This is a genomic window from Collinsella sp. BM28 (genome assembly GCF_054551995.1).
Genome location: NZ_JBTOLJ010000001.1, coordinates 1,983,156 through 2,004,522, shown reverse-complemented (window position 1 = coordinate 2,004,522; position 21,367 = coordinate 1,983,156). Strand labels below are relative to the sequence as shown.

The following is a 21,367-nucleotide window of genomic DNA, read 5'->3' as shown; positions in this document are numbered from 1 at the left end:
AAGAATGGGGCGCCTGCACCGCGCGATGTGGCGCAGACGGCCTACAACAGCGGGGGCTCTTCGCCAGCAGGCTCGGGATCGCACCAACGGAAATTCTCACCAGTTCCGGCACCCTCGTAGAGTACATATGCCGAATAGCCCAGGGACATGCCGCGCTGGTAAAAGCTCACGACGATGGCATCTTGGAACTCGCAGTCGAGCTCCACACCACCTGCGTAGGCGATGGCGTAGCGATCGAGCGGGCCAACGTGATCGGACTGGATGCCCGTCGCGTTCGACTCGACAAAATGCTTGGCACCCTCCAGGCACGCCTCGGGGCCATCCTCGGTAAAGCAAGCTTGATAGCGATTGGCACGAGCATCCTCGGCAATGAGGACCACACCGAGATCCTCGCCGTCGGCAAGTGCATTGAGATAGCCGTCGAGCAGATCACACACCATGGAATCGAGCTCGGGGGAAACCTCGTCCTGCTGCACGTCGTTCATCTCGTCTGCCATGACCTGCTCCTTAAAAGCAAAAAGGCACCGACTATGCCGATGCCCCATCAGTTCATATGGTGGAGGTTAGGGGGATCGAACCCCTGACCTCAGGCTTGCAAAGCCCGCGCTCTCCCAGCTGAGCTAAACCCCCACTGTAGTAATAAACACCCCAGCGGCGACTCGGCTCTCGCTGGGGTGTTTATTGCGAAAGAGGTGGTGGACCTGACAAGGTTCGAACTTGTGACCTCCCGGTTATCAGCCGGACGCTCTGACCAACTGAGCTACAGGTCCAACGCGGGGATTAATATAGCCCAGGCACCAAAGGCGCGTCAACACCTTTTTTCATTATTTTTGAGGACGGCTTTTTGAGGGCGAATTTCCCACGGGCTCAGAGGGCCCCAATGTGAACAAATACACGGACTGCGATCGAGTCTGGCTTCATCGCGACATTTGGGTATTATGTCTGTTCACCGTCCGCAACTCGCCGTGCACATCTGGAGGTTTGCATGATTCGCGTCGATATCGAAAGCATCGTCATGGCCTCGGGACCGGTGCCCTCCGTCGTCGTCCTGCGCGAGCGCAAAAACGGCGCCACCGCCGATGCGCCCCTGCGAGCGCTGTCCATCCAAACCGGAGCCTACGAGGCCGCCTCTATTGGCAATGGCATCGACTCCGACAAGGCGGCTCCGCGACCCATAGCGCACGACCTGCTGCTCAACACCGTTAAGGAGTTGGGAGCCCGCGTGGAACGCGTGGAGATCAACCGTTGGGATGCACCTGTGTTTTATGCCGACATCGTACTTGAGTGCACGGGGAATGCCGCGGAGTCCAAGGTGTCGGAGCAAGGCGATGGCGTGCGCGAGATTAAACTCGATGCCCGTCCGAGCGATGCCCTCGCCCTCGCCACGCGCTCAAACGCACCCATTTACGTTGAAGACGATGTCATGAACCGCGCCGGAAGCATCTCGTACCAAGCCGCGCGCGATGAGCAGTCGTCGCAAGAGGAAATCGAGCGCTTCGATGAGTTTGTCAAAAACCTGAGCCCCGACGATTTCTAGGATTGGGTCATCATCCCAACCATGGCGGCCGAGCCCGATGCGGGTTCGGCCGTTTTCTTTGTCGTGCGGTCTCCTCATCTCTCGCGAATGCTGCGGACGAGTGCGTGAATGATCCGCATGAACCCTGAGAGGTAGCGCCCGTTCAGCATGTTCACGAACCCCTCAACGGCGCCGAGCGGTACACCGCTGGTAGTAAGCGACCGCAGCGGCATGTCTGCCGCCATCTCCTTCATCATGGTGCGCTGTATATGATCCATCTTGCTGGTGGGATCTGCCATCACCCAATCGATGATGCGAAACATACGGCGACCGAGCCAGCTCGCTTCCATGTCCTCAACGGTAGAATCGACGGTGAACGGGACGACCGGTGGGCGGACGGGCAGCGGGGAGCTATAAAGGCCCTCAAATGCGGCAATCGCCCCCAACGATGTGAAGCATCCCGGATAAGGTTGAGCATACATGTTAGGAAGGGCCGGAGCCACTGAGGTGGCACCCCCAGCGTCGCCTTGGGGCGTCGGTGCGGGAACGTCGATCCATCCCGAGAGGCGCACATCTCTGCTCGAGGCGGCGGCGCGTACCTCGTATGCGCCGGGCCATACGCGCCACGCATGATCTTGCACGTCCCAAACGCGAAACGCCTCGTCATCAAGAGCGAATTCGATGCGGTTGGATTCGCCGGGCGACAACACGACCTTCTCAAACGCAATCAGGTGCTGCGGCGGGCAGGGCGATGGAACCACGCCGGGGGCGGGAGCCACATAGAGCTGCACTACCTCGGCGCCGCGGTACGCTCCGGTGTTTTCCACCGTTAGGCGCACGCACCTCTGCGTGAGTTCGAGGTCGCGGTAGGCAAACGACGTATACGACATCCCAAAGCCAAACGGATACGCCGGTTCGATATTCGCCGCGTCGTAATATCGGTATCCCACAAATGGCCCTTCGCGATAGTACACCTCGCGGTCCATGTCGGGATACGTTACTCCCAGCGCGGTGTCTCCCAGACAGATAGGCCAGGTTTCCGCCAGCTTGCCACTGGGGCTGACATCACCCGCAAGGATGTCAACGGCGGCACCGCCGCCCTGGCAGCCCGAGAGGTACATAAGCAGAATTGCAGCAGGCTTGTCGCGCCAGGGCATTTCCATGGGGGCGCCGCCCTGCAGCACCACCACCGTCCGCGGATTCACCGCACACACTCGCTCGATCAGCTCGACCTGACCTTTGGGCATGGTCATGAGTTTGCGATCGAAACCCTCGGATTCGTATCGCGCGGGAAGGCCCGCAACCACGACCGCAACATCCGCGTGCGCTGCGGCCTGCTCCGCATCACGCAGGAGTCGCTCGCTCGTCTCGCCCATAATCGGTTCGTAGCCGTCCGCATAGCGCGCGGCAAAACCCCGTTGCTCCAATCGATACCACAGATTGTCGATGAACTTTGGATTGATGCGCGATGAGCCCGAACCTTGGTAGCGAGGCATGCGGGCAAAGGCACCGATCACCGCCACCGATTGCGAAGTCTCAAGCGGCAGCGCGCCCTCGTTTTTAAGGAGCACCGCGCTTTGCGAGGCGGCCTCCCGGGCAAGGTCGGCATGGGATCGATACAACTCCTCATCGGGCAGCGTACTCGCGGGAACGGCGCGGCGTCCTTCATCAACCCTACATGAGAGATGCGCGATATGACCGACCGCCTCCGTTACGTGGCGCTCGTCCAGCTCTCCGGCGTTGACCGCCTCTACCAGGGCGCGCGCGTGATCAGCGCGGGGGCCGGGCATGCACAGGTCGAGACCGGCGCGCACAGAGGAGACGCTCGAGCTCATGGCTCCCCAGTCGCTCACAACTACACCGTCAAACCCCCACTCGCCGCGAAGCACATCCCGCAGAAGCCACTCGTGCTCGGAGCAATACACGCCGTTAAGTTTGTTGTACGCCGTCATGACGCTCCATGGATGCGACCGGCGAATAACGCGCTCGAAGGGCGCCAGATACAGCTCGCGTAACGTACGCTCGTCGATAACGGAATCGGAGACCATGCGTGCGTGCTCCTGGCTATTGCCAGCCAGATGTTTAAGGCATGCGCTGACTCCTTTGCTTTGGATGCCGCACACCATAGCGGCACCCAACTCGCCGGATATCAGGGGATCCTCACTGAAATACTCAAAATTGCGGCCACATAGTGGGTGACGCTTGATGTTCACCCCCGGCCCGAGGACTACGTCGACTCCCTGCCTGCGGGCCTCCTCGCCAATAGCCGCGCCAACACGCCGGACGAGATTGGGGTCGAACGAGCACGCGAGCGCCGAGGCCGTGGGAAAACATGTTGCCTGACGACTTTCGGCAATGCCCAGGTGGTCAGCGTTCCCCTCCTGCTTACGCAGACCGTGCGGACCGTCGGAAAGTACAAGCGACTCGATGCCGCATGCACGCAGTGCGTGCGTACGCCAATGCGATGCGCCGGCCAGCACCCGCGCTTTTTCTTTGAGCGTCATCCCCACGGCCTCCCCCGCGCCTGTCGACCACAGAAACCTTGTACCCACGTATGAACACCCGGCGCGAAAGCGCGCACCCTTTCCCGCGGAGGGCGGGGCCGTCGCCCCCTGGCGACGCTTAAGGCACGAAGGGATGCCGGGTCCGTGCGCAAAATCACCCTCAGGAGCCACGAGGCGCACGGAAATACGCAAATGCGGGGATAATCTCGGGATCTGCAGAGCATATGCGGTTCCCAGGATGAAAAACATGCAGGTCAGGGAATTGATGCATTTCTCCCATACTTCCACCTTCGCCTTTTATCCCCGCATTTGTGCATTTCGGCGGGGGGGGCGGGCACGCCACCCACCAGAAAGGCCCCTTTACGGGGCCTTTCTGGTGAAGTGCGCTGTGTCAAACGGGACTACTCGTCCATCGTGTCCTCAAGTGGCTCGCTGCCGGATCCGATGTCCACGCGGACCTCGCTGCCGGGAGCCTCGGCATCCGTCTCGCCTTCGGCCACCAAGTCGGATGAATCCCCGCCCTCTGTCTCGTCGGAATCCTCGGCCTCCTTCTTGGCGCTCGTCATGCGAGCCACAGCCGTCACGCGGTCGCCGTCATCCACGCTCATCATCTTCACTCCCTGTGTGGCACGACCGGTCTGGGAAATCTCGGCGGTCTTGACGCGAATGACCGTCGCGCCCTCGGTAATGATAAAGAGCTCATGCTGCGGACCCACGACCTTCATGGCCGCCAGTGCGCCCTTGCGCTCGGTCATCTGAATCGTGTAGACGCCTTGTCCGCCGCGGTTTTGCTCCGGGTAGTCGGAAACCGGGGTGCGCTTGCCGTAACCGCGCTCGGTGATCACGAAAAGCTCGCCCTGGCCGCTGGTGATCTCCATGCCCAGAACCTCGGCGTCGCCCTTCATGCTGATACCGCGCACGCCGCTCGTGTCGCGGCCAGTGGCGCGCACCTGGTCCTCGCAGAACATGATGGCCTTACCGGCGGTGGTCGCCATGATGATCTTGTCGCCAGGCTTCACGCGGCGCACGCCCAGCAGGCGGTCACCGCTCTTGATGTTGATGGCGATAATGCCGTCGCGGCGGGAACGGTCGTAGGCCGCCATAGCCGTCTTCTTTACCATGCCACCCGCCGTGGCGAACATGAGGTACTCGTCCTCAGGGAACTCGCGGCAAGAAATGACAGAAGCGATCTTCTCGCCGTCCTCAAACGGCAGTAGATTCACGATAGCGGTGCCGCGCGCCTGACGCGTGCCCTCGGGCAGCTCGTGCACCTTGAGGCGGTACACCTTGCCACGCGTGGAGAAGAACAGCACGTACTCATGGGTGCTGGCGATGAACATCTCGTCGATGACGTCGTCTTCCTTGAGGCTCACTCCCGAGACGCCCTTGCCGCCGCGTTTCTGCGCGCGATACGCGGCCACCGGGATGCGCTTGACGTAACCGGTGTGGGTGATGGTGACGACCATGTCCTCGTCGGCGATGAGGTCCTCGACATTCAGGTCCTTCTCGGCACCGGTGATCTGGGTGCGGCGCTTGTCGCCGAACTTGCGGGCGATCTCGCGCATCTCTTCCTTGATCACGCCGAGGATCTTCTCCTCGTGCGCGAGCAGGTCCTCGTAGTAGGCGATGGCGCGGCGCAGGCCGGCGAGCTCTTCCTCGATCTTGTCGCGTTCCAGGCCGGTGAGACGGCGGAGCTTCATCTCGAGGATGGCCGTGGTCTGCTCGGGCGTGAAGCCGAAGCGCTCGATGAGGCGCGCGGAGGCCTCCGCGTCCGTCTGCGAGGAGCGGATGATGGAGATGACCTCGTCGATGTGGTCGAGCGCGATGAGGTAGCCCTCGAGAATGTGAGCGCGGGCCTGGGCCTTCTTGAGGTCGAACCGGGTGCGGCGGGTCACGACGTCGACCTGGTGGTCGATGTAGTGCGAGAGCATCTCACGCAGCGACAGGCACTTGGGCACGCCGTTCACGAGCGCAAGGTTGTTTGCGCCGAAGGTCGTCTGCAGGGAGGTGTACTTGTACAGGTTGTTGAGCACGACCTGCGGGATGACGCCCTTCTTGAGCTCGATGACGAGGCGCAGGCCCTTTTGCGTGGACTCATCGCGCATATCGGAAATGCCCTCGATGCGCTTCTCGTTGACGAGGCTCGCGATCTTCTCCTGCAAGGTGCCCTTGTTCACCATGTACGGAATCTCGGTGAAAACGAGGCGACTGCGGCCGGTCTTGGTGGACTCCACATGTGCCTTGGCGCGCACCGTGATGGAGCCGCGTCCGGTCTCGTAGGACTGACGGATGCCGTCGGTACCCATGATGAGGGCGCCGGTGGGGAAGTCGGGGCCGGGCATGATCTGCATGAGCTCGTCGACCGTCGCGTCGGGATGGTCGATAAGGTAGCAGGTCGCCTCGACGGCCTCGTTCAAATTGTGCGGTGCGATGTTGGTCGCCATGCCGACCGCGATGCCCTGACTGCCGTTGACCAGCAAGTTGGGGAAGCGCGCGGGCAGGGCGGTGGGCTCAGCGAGGGACTCATCGTAGTTGGGCTGCCAGTCGACCGTATCCTTCTGCAAGTCGCGTAGGAGCTCCATGGCGGGCTTTGCCAGGCGGGACTCGGTATAACGCATGGCCGCCGCGCCGTCGCCGTCGATGTTGCCGAAATTGCCGTGACCGTCGATGAGCGGCGTGCGCATGGAGAACCACTGGGCAAGGCGAACCATCGTGTAGTAAACCGCGGAGTCGCCGTGCGGGTGGTACTTACCGATAACTTCGCCGACCGTCCACGCGGACTTCTTGTGTGGGCGGTTGGGGAAGATGCCGCTCTCGTTCATCGCGTACAGGATGCGGCGATGGACCGGCTTGAGCCCATCGCGCACATCGGGCAGAGCACGGGCGGTAATGACCGACATGGAGTACTCGATGAAGGACTGCTTCATCTCGCGGCCGAACTCGCTGATCTGCAGGGAGCCGCCGTTAACATCGGTGCCGGCGTCCTCGCCGCGGTCGTTGGCGCCAAAGCTCTCCTCGAGCTCCTCGTCGTCGCCCTCTTCCTCGTCGGAGTCGGCATCGGGGTCGTATCCGCCGTCCTCGTCCTCGTTCGCGCGGGCGAGCAGGCGCTTGAGGTCCTCGGGCATGCCCTCGGATGCGCCTTCGAACTCGCGCTCGTCGTTGTTCATATCGTCAGCCACGTGTCCTCCTTAAGCGTCCAAGAATCGAGCATCATGAGCATGCTTTTCGATGTATTCGCGGCGGTACCCGACCTCAGAGCCCATGAGCTCGCGCACGGCGCGGTCGGCCACCACGGCGTCCTCGATGGTGACGCGCTGCAGGATGCGGGTCTTGGGGTCCATCGTGGTGCTCGCCAGCTGCTTGGGGTCCATCTCGCCGAGGCCCTTGTAGCGCTGGACGGTGTAGCCCTTGCGCTTTTTGGTGACCTTTCCGTTTGCCTGCTCGTCATCGCCCTCGTCGGGGTTGAGGCCGAGCGCGGCGATGGACTCGCGCAGAATCTCGTCCTCAGCCTGGCGTCCGTTGGGGTACACGTAGTGGATTTTGTTGCGGACCTTGATGCCGAAGATCGGCGGGCAGGCGACGTACACGTAGCCGGCATCGATGAGCGGGCGCATGTATTTGTAGAAGAACGTGAGCAGCAGGATGCGGATGTGCGCGCCGTCGACGTCGGCGTCGGTCATGATGATGATCTTGTGGTAGCGCGCCTTGGTGATGTCGAAGTCCCCGCCATCGCCGTTGCCGGTGGTCACGCCACAACCAATGGCGGTGATGAGGGACTGGATGGTATCACTCGAGAACGCGCGGTGGTCACCCACGCGCTCGACGTTCAGAATCTTGCCGCGCAGGGGCAGGATCGCTTGGATGTCTCGGCGGCGGCCGTCCTTGGCTGAGCCGCCCGCCGAGTCGCCCTCGACGATGAAGAGCTCGGTCAACTCAGCGTCACGCACCGAGCAGTCGGCGAGCTTGCCGGGCAGGCTCGCGGTCTCGAGCAGGGATTTGCGGCGCGTGGCCTCGCGGGCCTTGCGGGCGGCGTTGCGGGCCTTGCTCGCCTGCTGCGCCTTCTTGATAATCTCGCGCGCCTGCTTGGGGTGTTCTTCCATGTAATCGGTGAACTGCTCGGCCACGATCTTGCGAACGAGGGTGCGCATGAAGGAGCTGCCGAGCTTCGCCTTGGTCTGGCCCTCGAACTGGGGGTCGGCCAGTTTGACGGAGACCACAGCGGTAAGACCCTCGCGAACATCGTCGCCGGTAAGGTTGGCATCCTTCTCCCTGAGGATGTTGTTCTTACGTGCATAATCGTTGATCACGCTGGTGAGGGCGGTGCGGAAGCCCTCCATATGCATGCCGCCCTCGGGCGTGTTGATGTCATTCGCGAAGCTCATGACGGTCTCGGAGTACGAGGTGTTCCACTGCATCGCGATCTCGACCTCACCGGTCTTCTCCACCGGGGCGTCGGGCTCGGAGGCGCCGGAAAGGTAGATGGGGTTCTTGAGACCGTCAGGCACGGTTTTGCCGTCGTTCAGGTACTTGACGAAGTCGATAATGCCGCCGGCGTAGCAGAACTCGTCCACCTGGGGGGTCGACGCGCGTTCGTCTTTAAGGACGATCTTGAGGTTCTTGTTGAGGAACGCCGTCTCCTGCAGGCGATCACGCAGGGTGTCGTAGTTGTAGACGGTGGTCTCGAAGATCTCCTCGTCGGGCCAGAAGGTGGTGGTGGTGCCCGTGGTGCCGCAGGTGCCGATCTCGCGCATCTTCTGGGTGGTCTTGCCGCGGCTGAACTCCATCTCGTAGATCTTGCCGTCGCGACGAACCTGAACGTTCATCTTCTTGGAGAGCGCGTTGACGACGGAGACGCCGACGCCGTGCAGGCCGCCGGAGACCTTGTAGGCAGCGTTGTCGAACTTGCCGCCGGCGTGCAGGATCGTCATGACGACCTCGAGCGTCGGAATCTTTTTGACCGGGTGCTCGGCGACAGGAATGCCGCGGCCGTTGTCCACAACGGTGATGGAGTTGTCGGGATGCACCGTGACCTCGATGGTGGTGCAGAAGCCGGCCATGGCCTCGTCCACCGAATTGTCCACGATTTCCCACACCAGATGGTGCAAACCGCTCACCGAGGTCGAACCAATGTACATGCCTGGGCGCTTGCGGACGGCCTCGAGGCCCTCGAGGATCTTAATCTCGCCCGCGCCGTATTCGTTCTGATCCGCCACGTAATCTCCCTCTATGCTGTGAAGTATGGCTAACCTTTACAGTTTATCGCATGAACCAATGGCAAAACGCGATATCGACCACATCACAAATACCCCTAGAAGCCAATGAGGGCTCATTTAGGGCGATAGAGGGCTCTTCTGCGTCCCTCCCGCCTCCTCATGAGAGAAGTGCGCTCAAGGGCGATGTGTCGGCTTGAACCCAAGAGTCCAAAGAGTCTCGCTCGGAGACCCCATGCGCTATGCGCGCTCAAACCCCGGGCGCGACGTCTTGACCACGATGTTGCCCACGGCGCCGCCCAAGCGCTCCATACGCGCGCGGATAATCTCACGCATCATGCTCAGCTCTTGCGTCCAGGAGGCGCCGTCCGTGTACACCACGAGCTCGTCCCGTTCGGGCACGTAATGCAGGCCGGTCACGTGCTTACCCTCGCGGGAGTTGGCGCACACCTGATTCCAGGCATGATAGATCTCATGCCGACGCTCCGCCTGCCGAAACTGCTGCCGGCGCTCGGGGGTCGCGCCGTCAAACAGACGGCTGCGTTCGGAATTGATAAAGTCCCCTAATCCGGCTGTGGCGTTAAGGCGCCCTTTCTCGGTCACACGACCCATCCGCTCCTCCTTCTGCGGGTCCGCACCAAGCTCGCGCGCCAAGGGGAAACACGCCCCCTGGCACGCGGCCACTCATCAATCGATGGACCCCACGCGTACGACCTTTGCGCCGTCGAGCACCTCATCCGAAAAATACCCGAGGTTCGTCGTGGTAATGACCGTTTGGACCTCCTGTGCCACGAATCCCATGATGGCCTCGCGGCGCGTGGCATCCAGCTCGCTCATCACGTCATCCAGCAGCAACAGGGGCGGGCGGCCCAAGATATCGCGCGTCACCTCCACCTCGGCGATCTTCCATGCCAGCACGATGGAGCGCTGCTGGCCTTGGCTCCCAAAGTCGCGCGCCGAGCGCCCATCTATGGTGAAGGATATCTCATCGCGGTGCGGGCCCACGAGCGTGAGCCCCCGGCGCACTTCATCCGTGCGGCGCTCGCGGAGTGCCCCTAGGAACTGGCTGGATACCTCCTCGCGCCCCTCCCCCAGCTCACCTATCGTGGACTCGTAGGCCACATCTGGCTCCTCATGCGGGGCAATGACGCGATAGACGTCAACAAAATGCATTCGAATGCGCGCGAGCAAGGCGCGCCGATGCATGAGAAGCTGAGCCCCGGTCGCCGCCAGGGATTCGTCCCAGGCCTCAAGCAGCTCCGATGCGGGGCAATCGCGCAGCAGGCTGTTTCGCTGCTCGACCGTGCGCTCATATGCCGAGAGCAGCTTGGCGTACTGAGCATTCAGCTGGACACCAAAGGAATCGAGAGCGGCGCGGCGAACCGAGGCCGAGCGTTTGACCATGTCAAGGTCATCCGGGCAAAACAGTACGCTCGGCAAAACGCCGCGCACCCCAGCGGCGGTGGTGCGCTTGCCGTTACGGGTGAATGCGCGCTTACCGTCCGCGAGTTCAAGCCCCATCTCGAGCGCTCTTCCGTCACCCGCAAGCGAGAGCCGAGCGCGGCCCGTCGATGCGCCCTCGCGCAGCAGCTCGGATGGAGACGGCTTGCGGAACGACGAACCGGCAGTGAGTAGCTGCAGCCCCTCGACGAGATTGGTCTTTCCCACGGCATTGCGGCCCACCAGTACCGTCACATGCGGGCTGAGCGCCAACACGCACTCATCGAAGCTGCGGTAATTGACAACGGAGAGCTCCGTCGCGGTGATGCTCATAGAACGAAAAACCTCAGATGGTCGGAATGGCGAAGGGACCGGGAATGTGGTGCGGTTGGTGCAGTTGGGGACGTAGCATGTCAACACAATGGCACGCCGGGTGGGCGCGGTGGGCACGCGCAGCCGGCGGGCGCGACGCGCTCGGCCGCCGACCCGCGGCGGCGCTAAATACGCACCGGCATGACGAGGTACAGGTAGTTGATCTTGTCATACGACTTGAACACGCCTGCTTGGTTATAGCTCTGCAGCTCGAGCGTGATCTCCTTTTCGTGCGATAGAACGTTCAGGCAACCAAAGATGTAGTGGTAGTTGAACGCGATGACGCCCGATGCGCCCTCCGCCTCGACCTCGACGGTGGCGGTGGCGGCGTCCTGGTCGTTGGAAATCGCGGAAAGCACCATGGTGCCCGTCTCCGCGGAGATATCGAACTTGACCGCGGAGTTCGCCTGGGCGACAGTCGAAACGCGCTTGAGCGCCGAACTAAGGGCGGCAACGTCGATCTTAACCGTTGTGGCGCAGGCGGCGGGGAGGAGCGCCTTGTAATTGGGGTACGTGCCCTCGATACGACGGGCGACGTAGGTGGTGTTGCCCGCCACGAAGACGACCTGCGTATCGGTCGAGCCGATGAGGATCGAACCCTGGCCGCCGGTGATAGCCAGCGCGTCGTTGAAGGCGTCAGCGGGGACGTTCAGCTCGAAGCTGCCCTCCAGCGTAGAGGTCTCCACCTGCGTGTCGCACACGGCAAGGCGATACGAGTCGGTGGCAACCAGGCGAATCGTGTTGTTTTCAACCGTCATGTAGACGCCGTTGAGCACGGGGCGATTCTTGTCGGTCGAGGTGACGCGCCACACGCGGGAGACCATTTCACTCAAGATGTTCGCGGGGAGCTCGACGGAGCGCTCAAGGGCGAACGTGGGGAACTCGGGGAAATCGCCGGCGTCGAGCGTGTTCAGTCGGAACGTAGAGCGCTCGCACGTAATGCTCACCTGGTGTTCGGTCACATCGAAGGATACGGGCGCATCGGGTAGGGTCTTGCAGATGTTCGAGAGCATCTTGCATGGAATGACGACCTGCCCCTCTTCGTCCACACGCGCGGCGATGCGATGACGGATCGAGATGGTGTAGTTGGACGTCTGGAATTCGAGGACGCCGTCTGCTGCGCGCACGAGCACGCCGGAGAGGATGGGAAGGGTCGATGAGGGGGCAATGCCCTTCATGACGATGGCGATGGCATCAGAGAGCGCAGATTGGCTGACCGTGAACTTCATCTCTTTTTATTCCTCTCTTAAATATATATAAGTAACAACAGTAATAACCCGGTGGATGGTGTGGACTACGCTTGTTTGCCCAGTTACACCCATTGATTTCTCTCAACAATCCATTGTAGACAACCGTTGAGTTTTGCCCATCGTGAGTCGACCCATATTTTTCTCAACATGGACGGCCGCGTTGTCCCCAACTTCTACCCCCACCTTCCAACAGGTTTTCCACAGGTGTCTTCTACGATTTGAGCATGATCGTGTTCTTGAGGTTTTGGACGTCTTCGTAGATCCGCCGGTCCTCGCGCATCTTGTTTTCCACGACCTTGAGCGAGTTGAGTACGGTTGAATGGTCGCGACCGCCGAACTCGGATCCGATGGCCGGTGTGGTCATCTCGCACAAGTTGTTGGCGAGATAGACCGCGACATGACGCGCGAAGGCGATGGTCGCGGTGCGCCGGGGACCTATCAGCTCCTCGTGGCTCACGTGGTAGAACTCCTCGACCACCCGCTGGACCATATCGATATGGATGATCTTGCGCGCGGTGTTGAAGTAGGTCTTTGCCGTCTCATCGATATCCGACGCCGAGAGTTCGAGCCCTGACGCCTCGCGCTCGGCAGCGAGTCCCGCGCAGCGTTCGCAGAAACTTTCGAGGTTGCGGATGTTGTTGCCCGAGATCTCCGCCATGTGGCGCAGATGCTCGTCAGTGAGGTGCCCCTCGTGTTCGGGTAGCATTGACAGCAGGGACGTGTCGACGTTGAGTCCGTCGAGATTGCCCGAGCCGTTGATGATGTTCTCGTAATAGCGTTTGAGGATGACGTACTTCATCTCAAATCCCGGCTCGGAGACGAGGCACAGCATGCCATGGCTAAAACGGCTGGTGAGACGTTCGTCCATGGCGAGGTCCTTGGGCGCGCGATCCGATGCGAACGCGACCTTTTTGCCATCGCGGATGAAGCTGTCGACGAGTTGGAAGAAGAACTCGACCGACGCCTGCTTGCCCACGATGTTCTGCACGTCATCGATGATGAGGATGTCCGCATCGCGATACTCGCGCATGATGAGGCTGCCCGGACCTCTTTGCCCGCCGAGTTCGTTCATGTAGTCGTCGAGATATGCTTGGGAATTCGCGTATTTGACGCGGATATAGGGTTTTTCCTTGGCAAGGTAATTGCGCACGGCGAAGAGCAGGTGAGTCTTTCCAAGACCCGAGTTGCCGTAGATGAACAGCGAGGGGCATTGCCCAGGCTCCTCGGCAAACGCCGCGAAGCGCATGGCACTGTTGAAGGCATGACGGTTCTCGTCGCCCGCGACAAAGCTGTCGAACGTGTATTTGGCGTTGATGTCGCCCGCCGGGCCCCTGCCTGGCTGGGAGCCGTCCCCCGCCGCCGCGCGCACCATCGTGGGGTTGTTTCCGCGCGCGGCGGCTTCTCCTGTGGAGGGCTTCTTTGCACCTGGGTCGCCCGCGCGCATCTCCTGCATCATGCGGCGGAAGGTGTCGGGGGACACGGTGTTCACCACGCTGATGCCCGATCGGCCGGTCTCGCCGCCCGTGGGAGTCGAGACCGCTGCGTCGAGGGGGTGGGTCGCGGCTGGCACGCTCTCTTGGGGAGCCGCGCCGTTCTCGTTGGAGGGGAGGGGATCCTCCCTGCGCATGCTTTTGGTATCTGCGAGTATGCTCGCGAGGGGAGGCTCCGCCTGTCGGCGTGAGGCCTCCCGCACACTTGCTGCGGTGGCCCTCGATTCTCCAGCGGCACCTCGTCCGTCGACGACGACCTCAAGCCTCATGGGCATGAAGGAGATCTCCTCGAGGTACGCTTCGATAGACTCGCGCTGTTTAACGAGGTAGGTATAGGCGAACCGGCTTGGCACCTGCACGGTGAGGGACTCGTCGTCGAATGCGACGGCCTGACACTGTTCCAGCATATGTATGAGGCGCGGCTCGCGCTCGTCGCGCCGGCAAAACTCGATGACGTCATCGAGGAGTATGCGCGCTTCGTTATCCATCTTCCCCATTCCTTATCTCTGCATCGAGGGGCGGTCCAACCGTCGTGCGTGGGCTATTGTTGCTGCGCCCATCCTTGACCCAATTCGGTGAGCACGTATTTCTGACCACGTTTATATATGAGCCCCGTCCCCGAGAGGGTGTCGAGCTCGCGCGACCACGTTGCATCTGAATTTCCGTAGGTGCGCGTGAGGTCGGTTGGGCCTCCCTTGCCGTTTTGTGCGATATAACGCAGAGCAAGGGCCCCACGCTCGCTCACATATGGTCTTGGTGCGAGCGAGGGCTGCTGCTCGCCGGGTATGGCATTCGTCGGCATGCCCGGCGTTGGCATTGCTACGGGCATGGCCGCGCCGGGCATGGCTGTCCCGGGTGCCATCGACGCGGGCGCCGTCTCTGCGCCGCCGGTCATGCCGCCGAGATTGGGCATTCCCATCATCTGCCCGCCCATCATCGCTTGATGCGACTGCTGCCCCAGTTGCCCCATCTGCATTGGGTATCCTTGCGGGATACCGCCGTATGGCTGTGTCATGCCGTACGGATTGCCATATGCCGGGTAACCCACACCCGCCCCCGGCGTCCATGGATACCCTTGTGGGTACGGCGGGGCCATCGTCCCCATGGATATCGCCCGCGGATCGGTTTCCGCCTGCATTCCCGTTCCCCAGTTCGGATTCGGACTTGTTTGCGCCCCCACGGCCCCGAATCCACTTGGCTGCGCGCCCGCCTGCATGGGTACCTCATCATGGTGCCCACTGCGCACGGCTGCTCCACGTGAAACGGCCCGCTCGATCTCCTCAACACGCACGGGATTCACGCTCACCGTGACCACCGTCCCCGCGCCCAGGTTATCTTCCACCGAGATGGCGCCCCCGGCGGCCTCGACATATTGCTGCACCATGGGGAGTCCCGCGCCGGTTCCTCGGATGTATCGCTTTTTAAATCGATCCGCACTCGTCACGCCGAATTCAAACGCGCGCTCCTTGTCGTCGATGCCGGGGCCCTGATCCGCAAAGCGAATCGTGTCGCCGTTGTCCAATATGGAAATGACCGGCTCGCTGAACTGCGCGTGTATGAAGTTTTCCACAAGTTCGCGGATGATCATGAGCGAGAGGTGACCGCCCTGTTCCTTCATGGTGCGATGGACGGTGTTGGTCACATCTTCCAGGTACGTACGTACATCCGCCTGTTCGACTACGATGACGCGCGGTGTGGACAACATGTCGTCGTACACCGAGATTCGCGTCGTGTATGCAGATTGCGACCGCTCCGTCGCCCCCGTTGAGGCGCCGCTACGGTTGGCTTCCTGTATTGGCGCTGCTCCCGTGAGGTGGGTGTTGTCCGGAGCCGGATCGCCGGAATCCACAAATGGGTAGAAGTCTTCTGACATGGTGCGTTCTTTCTACGTTTGCCGTGAACCTAGGATAGCAGGTCACGTTGGAAGCTTTCAAAACTTTTCAACAAGTTTTCCCATTGTGTTGAAAAGTGTTGGAAAGAACTGAAAAGTTATCCACATACTGCTAACAACCTGTTGATAAGTGCATGAAAAGTTATGAAAGAAACGGTTCGTGACGGGAGGCGCCAATGCCCTTGATCGCGCACCTTCGAAAAGTATGCGTATTTCATGGTTGCGAGATTGACATTCCCGCACCATATTCCCTACAATCTCTTAGCTCACGCGTATATTTTTCGAGTAGTCGAAACGCACCAGGAGGATGTTAACCATGAAGCGTACTTACCAGCCGAACAAGCGCAAGCGCGCCAAGACCCACGGCTTCCGCGCCCGTATGGCCACCAAGGCCGGTCGCGCCGTTCTCGCCCGTCGTCGCGCTAAGGGCCGCAAGCGTCTCACGGTGAGCGACAACTAAGCTCTCATGCAGACCATCAAGTCCCATCAGGACTTTGAGCGGGTGTTTACTCAGGGGAAGCGGCTCAACCATCCTCTGATTCGCATGGTTATATGTGATTGTGTCAGCGAAGGCGATCCGGCTCGGGTCGCCTTCGCTGCTGCCAAAAGGTTGGGAAATGCCGTGGTCCGCAACCGCTCCAAGCGTGTGCTGCGAGAAGCCGCGCGTTCCTGTGAGCTGCCCATCGAGGGCCACGAGATTATCCTCTTCGCGACGCCCCGCACTCGTACCGCTTCTCCTGAGGAGATGCGGCTGGCTCTGCTCGCTCTTTTGCGTCGGGCTCACGTTGTCCACAACAACTGAGCAGGATGTGGAGTACGGGGATGTTCAAGCGCTTTTGCCTTGCCGCGATTCGCGGGTACCAGCGGTATATTTCGCCCCTTTTACCCGATGCGTGTATATACATCCCCACCTGTTCTCAGTATGCTGTTGAGGCAATAGAGAAATATGGCGTGGTCAAAGGCTGTTGGCTGGGTGTGCGGCGTATTTTGCGCTGTCATCCGTTTCATGCCGGCGGGTATGACCCCGTGCCGTAAGTATTGGTTCCTACTGTAAGGATTATTGGTATGTGGGACTGGATTGTTCAGATTCTCTTCCAGGCGCTTCAGCTCATACAGGGCTTTGCGGGCGACTGGGGTCTTTCCATCATCATCTTGGTGGTGATTATTCGCCTCGCTTTGACGCCCATGATGCTCAAGTCGACCAAATCGACCGCTCGTATGCAGGTGCTGCAGCCTAAGCTCATGGAGATTCAAGAGCGCTACGCGGACGATCCCCAGCGGCAGGCAGAGGAGATGCAGAAGTTCTACTCTGAGAACAAGTTCAACCCCTTTGGCGGGTGCCTGCCCCTGCTCATCCAGATGCCGATCATGATCGCGTTATTCAACCTCCTGCGCGACCTCGGTCATTACTTCCCCAGTGCTGCTGAGCAGGGCTTCTCCTTTTTCAACATCCTGCCCAACCTCGTCATGTCTCCCTCCCAGGCCTTTGCTGGTGGGTTTGCCGAGGCTCTGCCGTACCTGCTCGCCCTGATCCTGTTCGGTCTGCTGACGTTCATCCCGCAGCTGTACATGACGCGCAACCAGACGGGCGCCCAGGCGCAGAGCACCAAGATGATGATGGTCGTCATGACCGTTATGATGCTCTTCATGGGCTGGGGTCTTCCCGCCGGCGTCCTGTTGTACTATGACGTTTCCTCCGCATGGCAGGTCATCCAGCAGATCTTCGTCACCCAGAAGGTCATCGAGAAGGCTAAGGCCGAGGAGGAGGAGCGCATGGTGAACGCTCCCATCGAGGTCGATGTGGTTCGTCGCGAGCACAGGAAGCGCCCCCATAAAAGCCGCTAATGTCGCTAGCTCACGTAGCGGATTGTAATCTTATTTAGGTACCAAACTATGGAGAAGATCATGGCTGACGAACTTGTTGAAGAGATTATCGACGAGGCTGTAGAGTCTGCTGATGAGCAGATTGTCGGCCAGTATCCCGAGATTGCCGTCCATTATAAAGAAGGCGTCGCCTTAACTGATGAAGAGCTCGACACCATTGCCGATGTCGCCATTTCCGTGGTGCGCTCCATCCTTTCTCATTTCGATGCGGAAGGGTCTTCCATTGACGAGTACGAAGGTGATGAGGGTGAGCTCATTCTGGATATTACTGCCCCCGACTTAGCTGTCCTGATTGGCCGCCATGGTCGCACGCTTGAATCTCTTCAGACGCTTGTCTCCCTGCTTGTGAGTCGTAAGCTTGGATTCCGTTATCCGGTGTCTATTGACGTTGAGGGTTACAAGAGTCGACGCCACGACAAGGTTGTGAGTATGGCAAAGAACGCTGTCTCTCGTGCTGTTTCTCAGGGTCGTTCGGTTAACCTTCCTCCTATGTCGGCATATGAACGCCGTCTTGTTCACATCGCTCTTCGTGAAGACGATCGCATTGATACTCACTCCGAAGGTGTGGAACCTGAGCGTCGCGTGGTCATTACGCTTCGATAAGCTTCAAGGTATTTGCTTGCGAAAGGGCACCTTCGGGTGCCCTTTTCTTATGACTGAACTTCTTGATACACTAACCTCAGTCATTTTGATTGGATGGTGTCTATGTCGCAAGAGACGTCTCGCAGGATTCAACTACATGCACTCGGTGAATCCGAGGAGCAAATTTCAAACCTCGTAAATGAGCTTATCTCCTACTGTTTAGAGCTTGATATTGAGGTCAGTAGGGACGAAGCGGAAATGTGTATCAAGCATCTACTCATGGTCAATCAGGTCAATGAGTATATGAATCTCACAAGGATTCAAGATATTCACGATGCCTTGATTCTGCATATCGTCGATTCCCTTGCCCTTACCAGGGATCTGCCCATTGAACCGGAAAGATTCTTGGATATTGGTACCGGCGCCGGCTTCCCTGGTATTCCGTTCTGTGTTTACACCGGCTGTGATGGTGTGTTACTCGACTCGGTTGGTAAGAAGGTTCAAGCCGTTCAGGCATTTATAGAGGAACTTGGATTAGAAGGTGTCGAGGCTGTTCACGATCGCTGCGAATCATATGCTACCGCGCATCACCACGCTTTCGATATCGTCCTTGCGCGCGCAGTTGGACAGATGAATCTCATTGTTGAATATGCCACTCCATTTCTTGAAGAAGATGGCTATTTGATTGTTGCAAAGGCAAACCCCTCCAAAGATGAATGTCATATTGCAGATCAAACAGCTTCGATATGTGGATTGGAACTCATTGGTTCCGATGAGTTCGAGTTGCCTCGTGGGTTGGGTCATCGCACAGTGTTTCTTTACCAGAAAGTCTCGAATCCAAAGATTCATCTCCCTCGACCTGTTGGTCTTGCTAAGAAACAGCCCTTGGTTTCTTAGTCTCTTTTCCAATTCATGTCTGTTTTATTGTAACCACCTCATGTTTGGGGGTGGTTATTTCTTTATTCGTCTTGTCTTTTACGTTATGCGTTTCTAGTTTTGAGTTATGTTCGAAGTGTTGGTTATTGTGTTTTCCAACTGAACCAATCTAAATAGATCATCCATTCATGTCGAGAATGCTATTAAAAGAAGAAACAGGTATTGAAGGGTAACACAATCGCGTTTACCCTCAGTCTCCCGATCTTGTTTCACGTGAAACTGTGATTCATCTGGCTTGATGTAATGCAGATGATTGTTAAATTTCTAGCTAGTTCATGGCTGTTTGTTTCTTAAGAGATCTAATCCTCTGGCAACTAAGCATATAAGTACTATGTTCAAAACAATCACGAAGCATCGGTATTCAGTGCGCAAATAGTGTTCGCTCAATTGGAATGGAAATTTCATTATTGATATCCCAATGTGAAGCCATAAGCAGCTTGAATTGACGGCATAGGTGAATTTAAAAACAAGATATCTCTTACTAGCTGTTTCACGTGAAACATATTAAGATTGTTAATGAGTTATATCGTTGGGACAAAAGGACGTTGTTGTGTCCGCAATGTTTCACGTGAAACTTGATCCCTATGGGAGTAATGCAGCATACATATTGAAGATCCAGGAGGGAATGTGGGATTTCGCGACGTTAAGCGCTCGAAAAGTGCTAAGCCATTGCACACAATTGCAATAATCAATCAAAAAGGTGGCGTCGGAAAATCGACAACAACGGTAAATCTTGCAGCAGCATTAGGAAAGCAGGGACGTAAGGTTCTGATTGTCGACTTTGATCCGCAAGGTAACAGTACGAGCGGAATCGGAGTCGATAAAGAGGAACTTTCGCAATGCATCTACGATGCGCTCCTGCATGATGTTCCCGCAGAACAACTCATTCACGATACGGTTAGTGAACGGGTATTCATCATTCCGGCAACTATTCAACTTGCCGGTGCCGAAATTGAGCTCGTTTCTGCTATGGCCAGAGAGACACGTCTGAAAGATCTTCTGGATCCCGTTAAAGAGGAATTCGATTTTATCCTCATAGATTGTCCACCCTCACTTGGCTTGTTAACGATTAATGCACTTGCTGCCGCAGACAGTGTACTCATTCCGATTCAATGCGAGTATTACGCACTTGAAGGCGTAACGAAACTCTTGGAGTCGATGCGTATGGTTAAAGGTCGCATTAATAAAGACCTTGATACCTATGGTGTGCTAATGACCATGTATGACTCGCGAACTTCTTTGTCGAATCAGGTCGTTGAGGAAGTACAGAACTATTTTGGAGATACCGCCTTCAAAACCTGCATTCCTCGTTCTGTAAAGGTGTCTGAGGCTCCTTCGTACGGTATGCCTGTGATTGAGTACGCGCCACATAACAAGGGCGCAATTGCCTATATGGATCTGGCTACAGAGGTGATTCGTCGTGCCTAGTCCAAAGAAAAAGCCCGCGCTCGGACGTGGTCTGGGTTCTCTTATGGGGGAAGCTCAGTCTGAGACTGGATTTGCAGCCCCTGAGACGGAGATGCCGTTGGAGCAGATCGTTCCAAACCCCAATCAGCCACGAACTCATTTCAATGAATCTGAACTCGAGGAGTTGAGTGAGTCAATTCGCGAGAATGGTGTCCTGCAACCGCTCCTCGTGCGAAAGAATGGCTCTAAATATGAGATTATTGCCGGTGAACGTCGGTATCAGGCCTCGAAGATAGCGGGACTCGAAAAAGTTCCGGTTATTGTTAGGGACGTTGACGATCAGAAGATGCTCGAACTTGCGTTGATCGAAAATCTTCAGAGATCCGATCTTAACCCCATAGAAGAGGCAAAGGGTTACAAGCAGCTCATCAAGGCGAGTGGAATGACACAGGAGGCTCTCTCGAAAGCTGTCTCTAAGTCTCGTTCAGCGATAACGAATTCACTTCGTCTCCTTGACCTTCCAGAGTCGGTCCAGCAGATGATGTACGAGGGTAAGCTGACTGCTGGTCATGCGCGCGCCATTCTTGCTGTTCCCTTTGAGGATGCAAGGATTAAGCTTGCTGAAAAAGTTATTGCTGAAGGTTTGTCAGTTCGTGCGACTGAAAACCTTGCTCCGTTATTTTCAGTCGGAGATTCGCCGCGTGCACCTCGTCCGGTCACACCGCAGTCGTATAAAAAGGCAGCGCGTGTGCTGCGGCAGATCTTCAATACCAATGTTAAGGTGCGCGCGACACGGGGTAAGAATAAGATTGAAATCGAGTTCAAGGATGAGGATGACCTGCAACGCATCCTTGAATCTATGGTCGATGTAAATAATGATTGAGG

At 58.3% G+C, this 21,367-nt stretch carries 18 protein-coding genes and 2 tRNA genes; 9 read left to right on the top strand and 11 right to left on the bottom strand.

Annotated elements, in window-relative coordinates; translation table 11 throughout:
• Positions 1-41: 41 nt before the first annotated feature.
• From ACX9NZ_RS08625 to ACX9NZ_RS08615, 3 genes are all read right to left on the bottom strand, one after another.
• Positions 42-497 (bottom strand): hypothetical protein, encoded by a 456-nt coding sequence (locus tag ACX9NZ_RS08625; RefSeq protein WP_118654445.1) that lies wholly within the window; start codon positions 495-497, stop codon positions 42-44.
• A 57-nt stretch (positions 498-554) separates the two neighbouring features.
• Positions 555-630 (bottom strand) — tRNA-Ala (locus ACX9NZ_RS08620).
• Positions 631-693: 63 nt separating this feature from the next.
• Positions 694-770 (bottom strand) — tRNA-Ile (locus tag ACX9NZ_RS08615).
• Positions 771-985: 215 nt separating this feature from the next.
• Here ACX9NZ_RS08615 and ACX9NZ_RS08610 point away from each other — a divergent pair.
• Entirely contained in the window at positions 986-1,537 is a 552-nt protein-coding gene (locus ACX9NZ_RS08610) for a bifunctional nuclease family protein (protein WP_118654446.1), read from the top strand.
• Between the two features lie 74 nt (positions 1,538-1,611).
• Here ACX9NZ_RS08610 and ACX9NZ_RS08605 read toward each other — a convergent pair whose 3' ends face one another.
• The 8 genes from ACX9NZ_RS08605 to ACX9NZ_RS08570 form a co-directional block, all read right to left on the bottom strand.
• Positions 1,612-4,020 (bottom strand): glycoside hydrolase family 3 C-terminal domain-containing protein, encoded by a 2,409-nt coding sequence (locus ACX9NZ_RS08605; RefSeq protein WP_407496159.1) that lies wholly within the window; start codon positions 4,018-4,020, stop codon positions 1,612-1,614.
• Positions 4,021-4,421: 401 nt separating this feature from the next.
• Positions 4,422-7,187, bottom strand: coding sequence for a DNA gyrase subunit A (gene gyrA / locus ACX9NZ_RS08600; protein WP_407496232.1), 2,766 nt, complete (start codon positions 7,185-7,187; stop codon positions 4,422-4,424).
• A 21-nt stretch (positions 7,188-7,208) separates the two neighbouring features.
• Positions 7,209-9,233 (bottom strand): DNA topoisomerase (ATP-hydrolyzing) subunit B, encoded by a 2,025-nt coding sequence (gene gyrB, locus ACX9NZ_RS08595; RefSeq protein ID WP_118654022.1) that lies wholly within the window; start codon positions 9,231-9,233, stop codon positions 7,209-7,211.
• A gap of 237 nt (positions 9,234-9,470) precedes the next feature.
• Entirely contained in the window at positions 9,471-9,842 is a 372-nt protein-coding gene (locus ACX9NZ_RS08590; RefSeq protein ID WP_304291140.1) for a DciA family protein, read from the bottom strand.
• 75 nt (positions 9,843-9,917) lie between these two features.
• Positions 9,918-11,003, bottom strand: coding sequence for a DNA replication/repair protein RecF (gene recF / locus ACX9NZ_RS08585; protein WP_118654024.1), 1,086 nt, complete (start codon positions 11,001-11,003; stop codon positions 9,918-9,920).
• A gap of 164 nt (positions 11,004-11,167) precedes the next feature.
• The gene (dnaN, locus tag ACX9NZ_RS08580; RefSeq protein ID WP_118654025.1) at positions 11,168-12,271 is read right to left on the bottom strand and encodes a DNA polymerase III subunit beta; all 1,104 of its coding nucleotides are present in this window, start codon (positions 12,269-12,271) and stop codon (positions 11,168-11,170) included.
• A 232-nt stretch (positions 12,272-12,503) separates the two neighbouring features.
• The gene (locus tag ACX9NZ_RS08575; protein WP_407496163.1) at positions 12,504-14,270 is read right to left on the bottom strand and encodes a DnaA ATPase domain-containing protein; all 1,767 of its coding nucleotides are present in this window, start codon (positions 14,268-14,270) and stop codon (positions 12,504-12,506) included.
• Between the two features lie 53 nt (positions 14,271-14,323).
• The gene (locus ACX9NZ_RS08570; RefSeq protein ID WP_302742025.1) at positions 14,324-15,631 is read right to left on the bottom strand and encodes a sensor histidine kinase; all 1,308 of its coding nucleotides are present in this window, start codon (positions 15,629-15,631) and stop codon (positions 14,324-14,326) included.
• A 358-nt stretch (positions 15,632-15,989) separates the two neighbouring features.
• Here ACX9NZ_RS08570 and rpmH point away from each other — a divergent pair, with 358 nt between their 5' ends.
• The 8 genes from rpmH (at position 15,990) to ACX9NZ_RS08530 (ending at position 21,365) form a co-directional block, all read left to right on the top strand.
• A complete protein-coding gene (rpmH, locus tag ACX9NZ_RS08565; protein WP_039910401.1) occupies positions 15,990-16,133 on the top strand; it encodes a 50S ribosomal protein L34 in 144 nt (47 codons plus the stop codon).
• A gap of 6 nt (positions 16,134-16,139) precedes the next feature.
• On the top strand, positions 16,140-16,475 hold the full coding sequence (gene rnpA, locus ACX9NZ_RS08560; RefSeq protein WP_294122178.1) for a ribonuclease P protein component: 336 nt from the start codon (positions 16,140-16,142) through the stop codon (positions 16,473-16,475).
• Between the two features lie 20 nt (positions 16,476-16,495).
• A complete protein-coding gene (yidD, locus tag ACX9NZ_RS08555) occupies positions 16,496-16,708 on the top strand; it encodes a membrane protein insertion efficiency factor YidD (RefSeq protein WP_233546205.1) in 213 nt (70 codons plus the stop codon).
• Between the two features lie 30 nt (positions 16,709-16,738).
• Positions 16,739-17,518, top strand: a complete 780-nt coding sequence (locus ACX9NZ_RS08550) for a YidC/Oxa1 family membrane protein insertase (protein ID WP_407496167.1) — start codon at positions 16,739-16,741, stop codon at positions 17,516-17,518.
• 60 nt (positions 17,519-17,578) lie between these two features.
• Positions 17,579-18,160, top strand: coding sequence for a Jag family protein (locus tag ACX9NZ_RS08545; RefSeq protein ID WP_199588913.1), 582 nt, complete (start codon positions 17,579-17,581; stop codon positions 18,158-18,160).
• 102 nt (positions 18,161-18,262) lie between these two features.
• Positions 18,263-19,036: a 16S rRNA (guanine(527)-N(7))-methyltransferase RsmG gene (rsmG, locus tag ACX9NZ_RS08540; protein WP_118654032.1), complete on the top strand. Its 774-nt coding sequence runs from the start codon at positions 18,263-18,265 to the stop codon at positions 19,034-19,036.
• A 666-nt stretch (positions 19,037-19,702) separates the two neighbouring features.
• Positions 19,703-20,503 (top strand): ParA family protein, encoded by an 801-nt coding sequence (locus ACX9NZ_RS08535; protein ID WP_407496170.1) that lies wholly within the window; start codon positions 19,703-19,705, stop codon positions 20,501-20,503.
• A gap of 43 nt (positions 20,504-20,546) precedes the next feature.
• On the top strand, positions 20,547-21,365 hold the full coding sequence (locus ACX9NZ_RS08530; RefSeq protein ID WP_118654034.1) for a ParB/RepB/Spo0J family partition protein: 819 nt from the start codon (positions 20,547-20,549) through the stop codon (positions 21,363-21,365).
• Positions 21,366-21,367: the final 2 nt, after the last annotated feature.

Coding starts and splice junctions, on each gene's coding strand:
- ACX9NZ_RS08625 (WP_118654445.1), bottom strand. CDS start 497: ATGGCAGACGAGATGAACGACGTGCAGCAGGACGAGGTTTCCCCCGAG.
- ACX9NZ_RS08610 (WP_118654446.1), top strand. CDS start 986: ATGATTCGCGTCGATATCGAAAGCATCGTCATGGCCTCGGGACCGGTG.
- ACX9NZ_RS08605 (WP_407496159.1), bottom strand. CDS start 4,020: ATGACGCTCAAAGAAAAAGCGCGGGTGCTGGCCGGCGCATCGCATTGG.
- gyrA (WP_407496232.1), bottom strand. CDS start 7,187: ATGAACAACGACGAGCGCGAGTTCGAAGGCGCATCCGAGGGCATGCCC.
- ACX9NZ_RS08590 (WP_304291140.1), bottom strand. CDS start 9,842: ATGGGTCGTGTGACCGAGAAAGGGCGCCTTAACGCCACAGCCGGATTA.
- recF (WP_118654024.1), bottom strand. CDS start 11,003: ATGAGCATCACCGCGACGGAGCTCTCCGTTGTCAATTACCGCAGCTTC.
- dnaN (WP_118654025.1), bottom strand. CDS start 12,271: ATGAAGTTCACGGTCAGCCAATCTGCGCTCTCTGATGCCATCGCCATC.
- ACX9NZ_RS08575 (WP_407496163.1), bottom strand. CDS start 14,270: ATGGATAACGAAGCGCGCATACTCCTCGATGACGTCATCGAGTTTTGC.
- rpmH (WP_039910401.1), top strand. CDS start 15,990: ATGAAGCGTACTTACCAGCCGAACAAGCGCAAGCGCGCCAAGACCCAC.
- rnpA (WP_294122178.1), top strand. CDS start 16,140: ATGCAGACCATCAAGTCCCATCAGGACTTTGAGCGGGTGTTTACTCAG.
- yidD (WP_233546205.1), top strand. CDS start 16,496: ATGTTCAAGCGCTTTTGCCTTGCCGCGATTCGCGGGTACCAGCGGTAT.
- ACX9NZ_RS08550 (WP_407496167.1), top strand. CDS start 16,739: ATGTGGGACTGGATTGTTCAGATTCTCTTCCAGGCGCTTCAGCTCATA.
- ACX9NZ_RS08545 (WP_199588913.1), top strand. CDS start 17,579: ATGGCTGACGAACTTGTTGAAGAGATTATCGACGAGGCTGTAGAGTCT.
- rsmG (WP_118654032.1), top strand. CDS start 18,263: ATGTCGCAAGAGACGTCTCGCAGGATTCAACTACATGCACTCGGTGAA.
- ACX9NZ_RS08530 (WP_118654034.1), top strand. CDS start 20,547: ATGGGGGAAGCTCAGTCTGAGACTGGATTTGCAGCCCCTGAGACGGAG.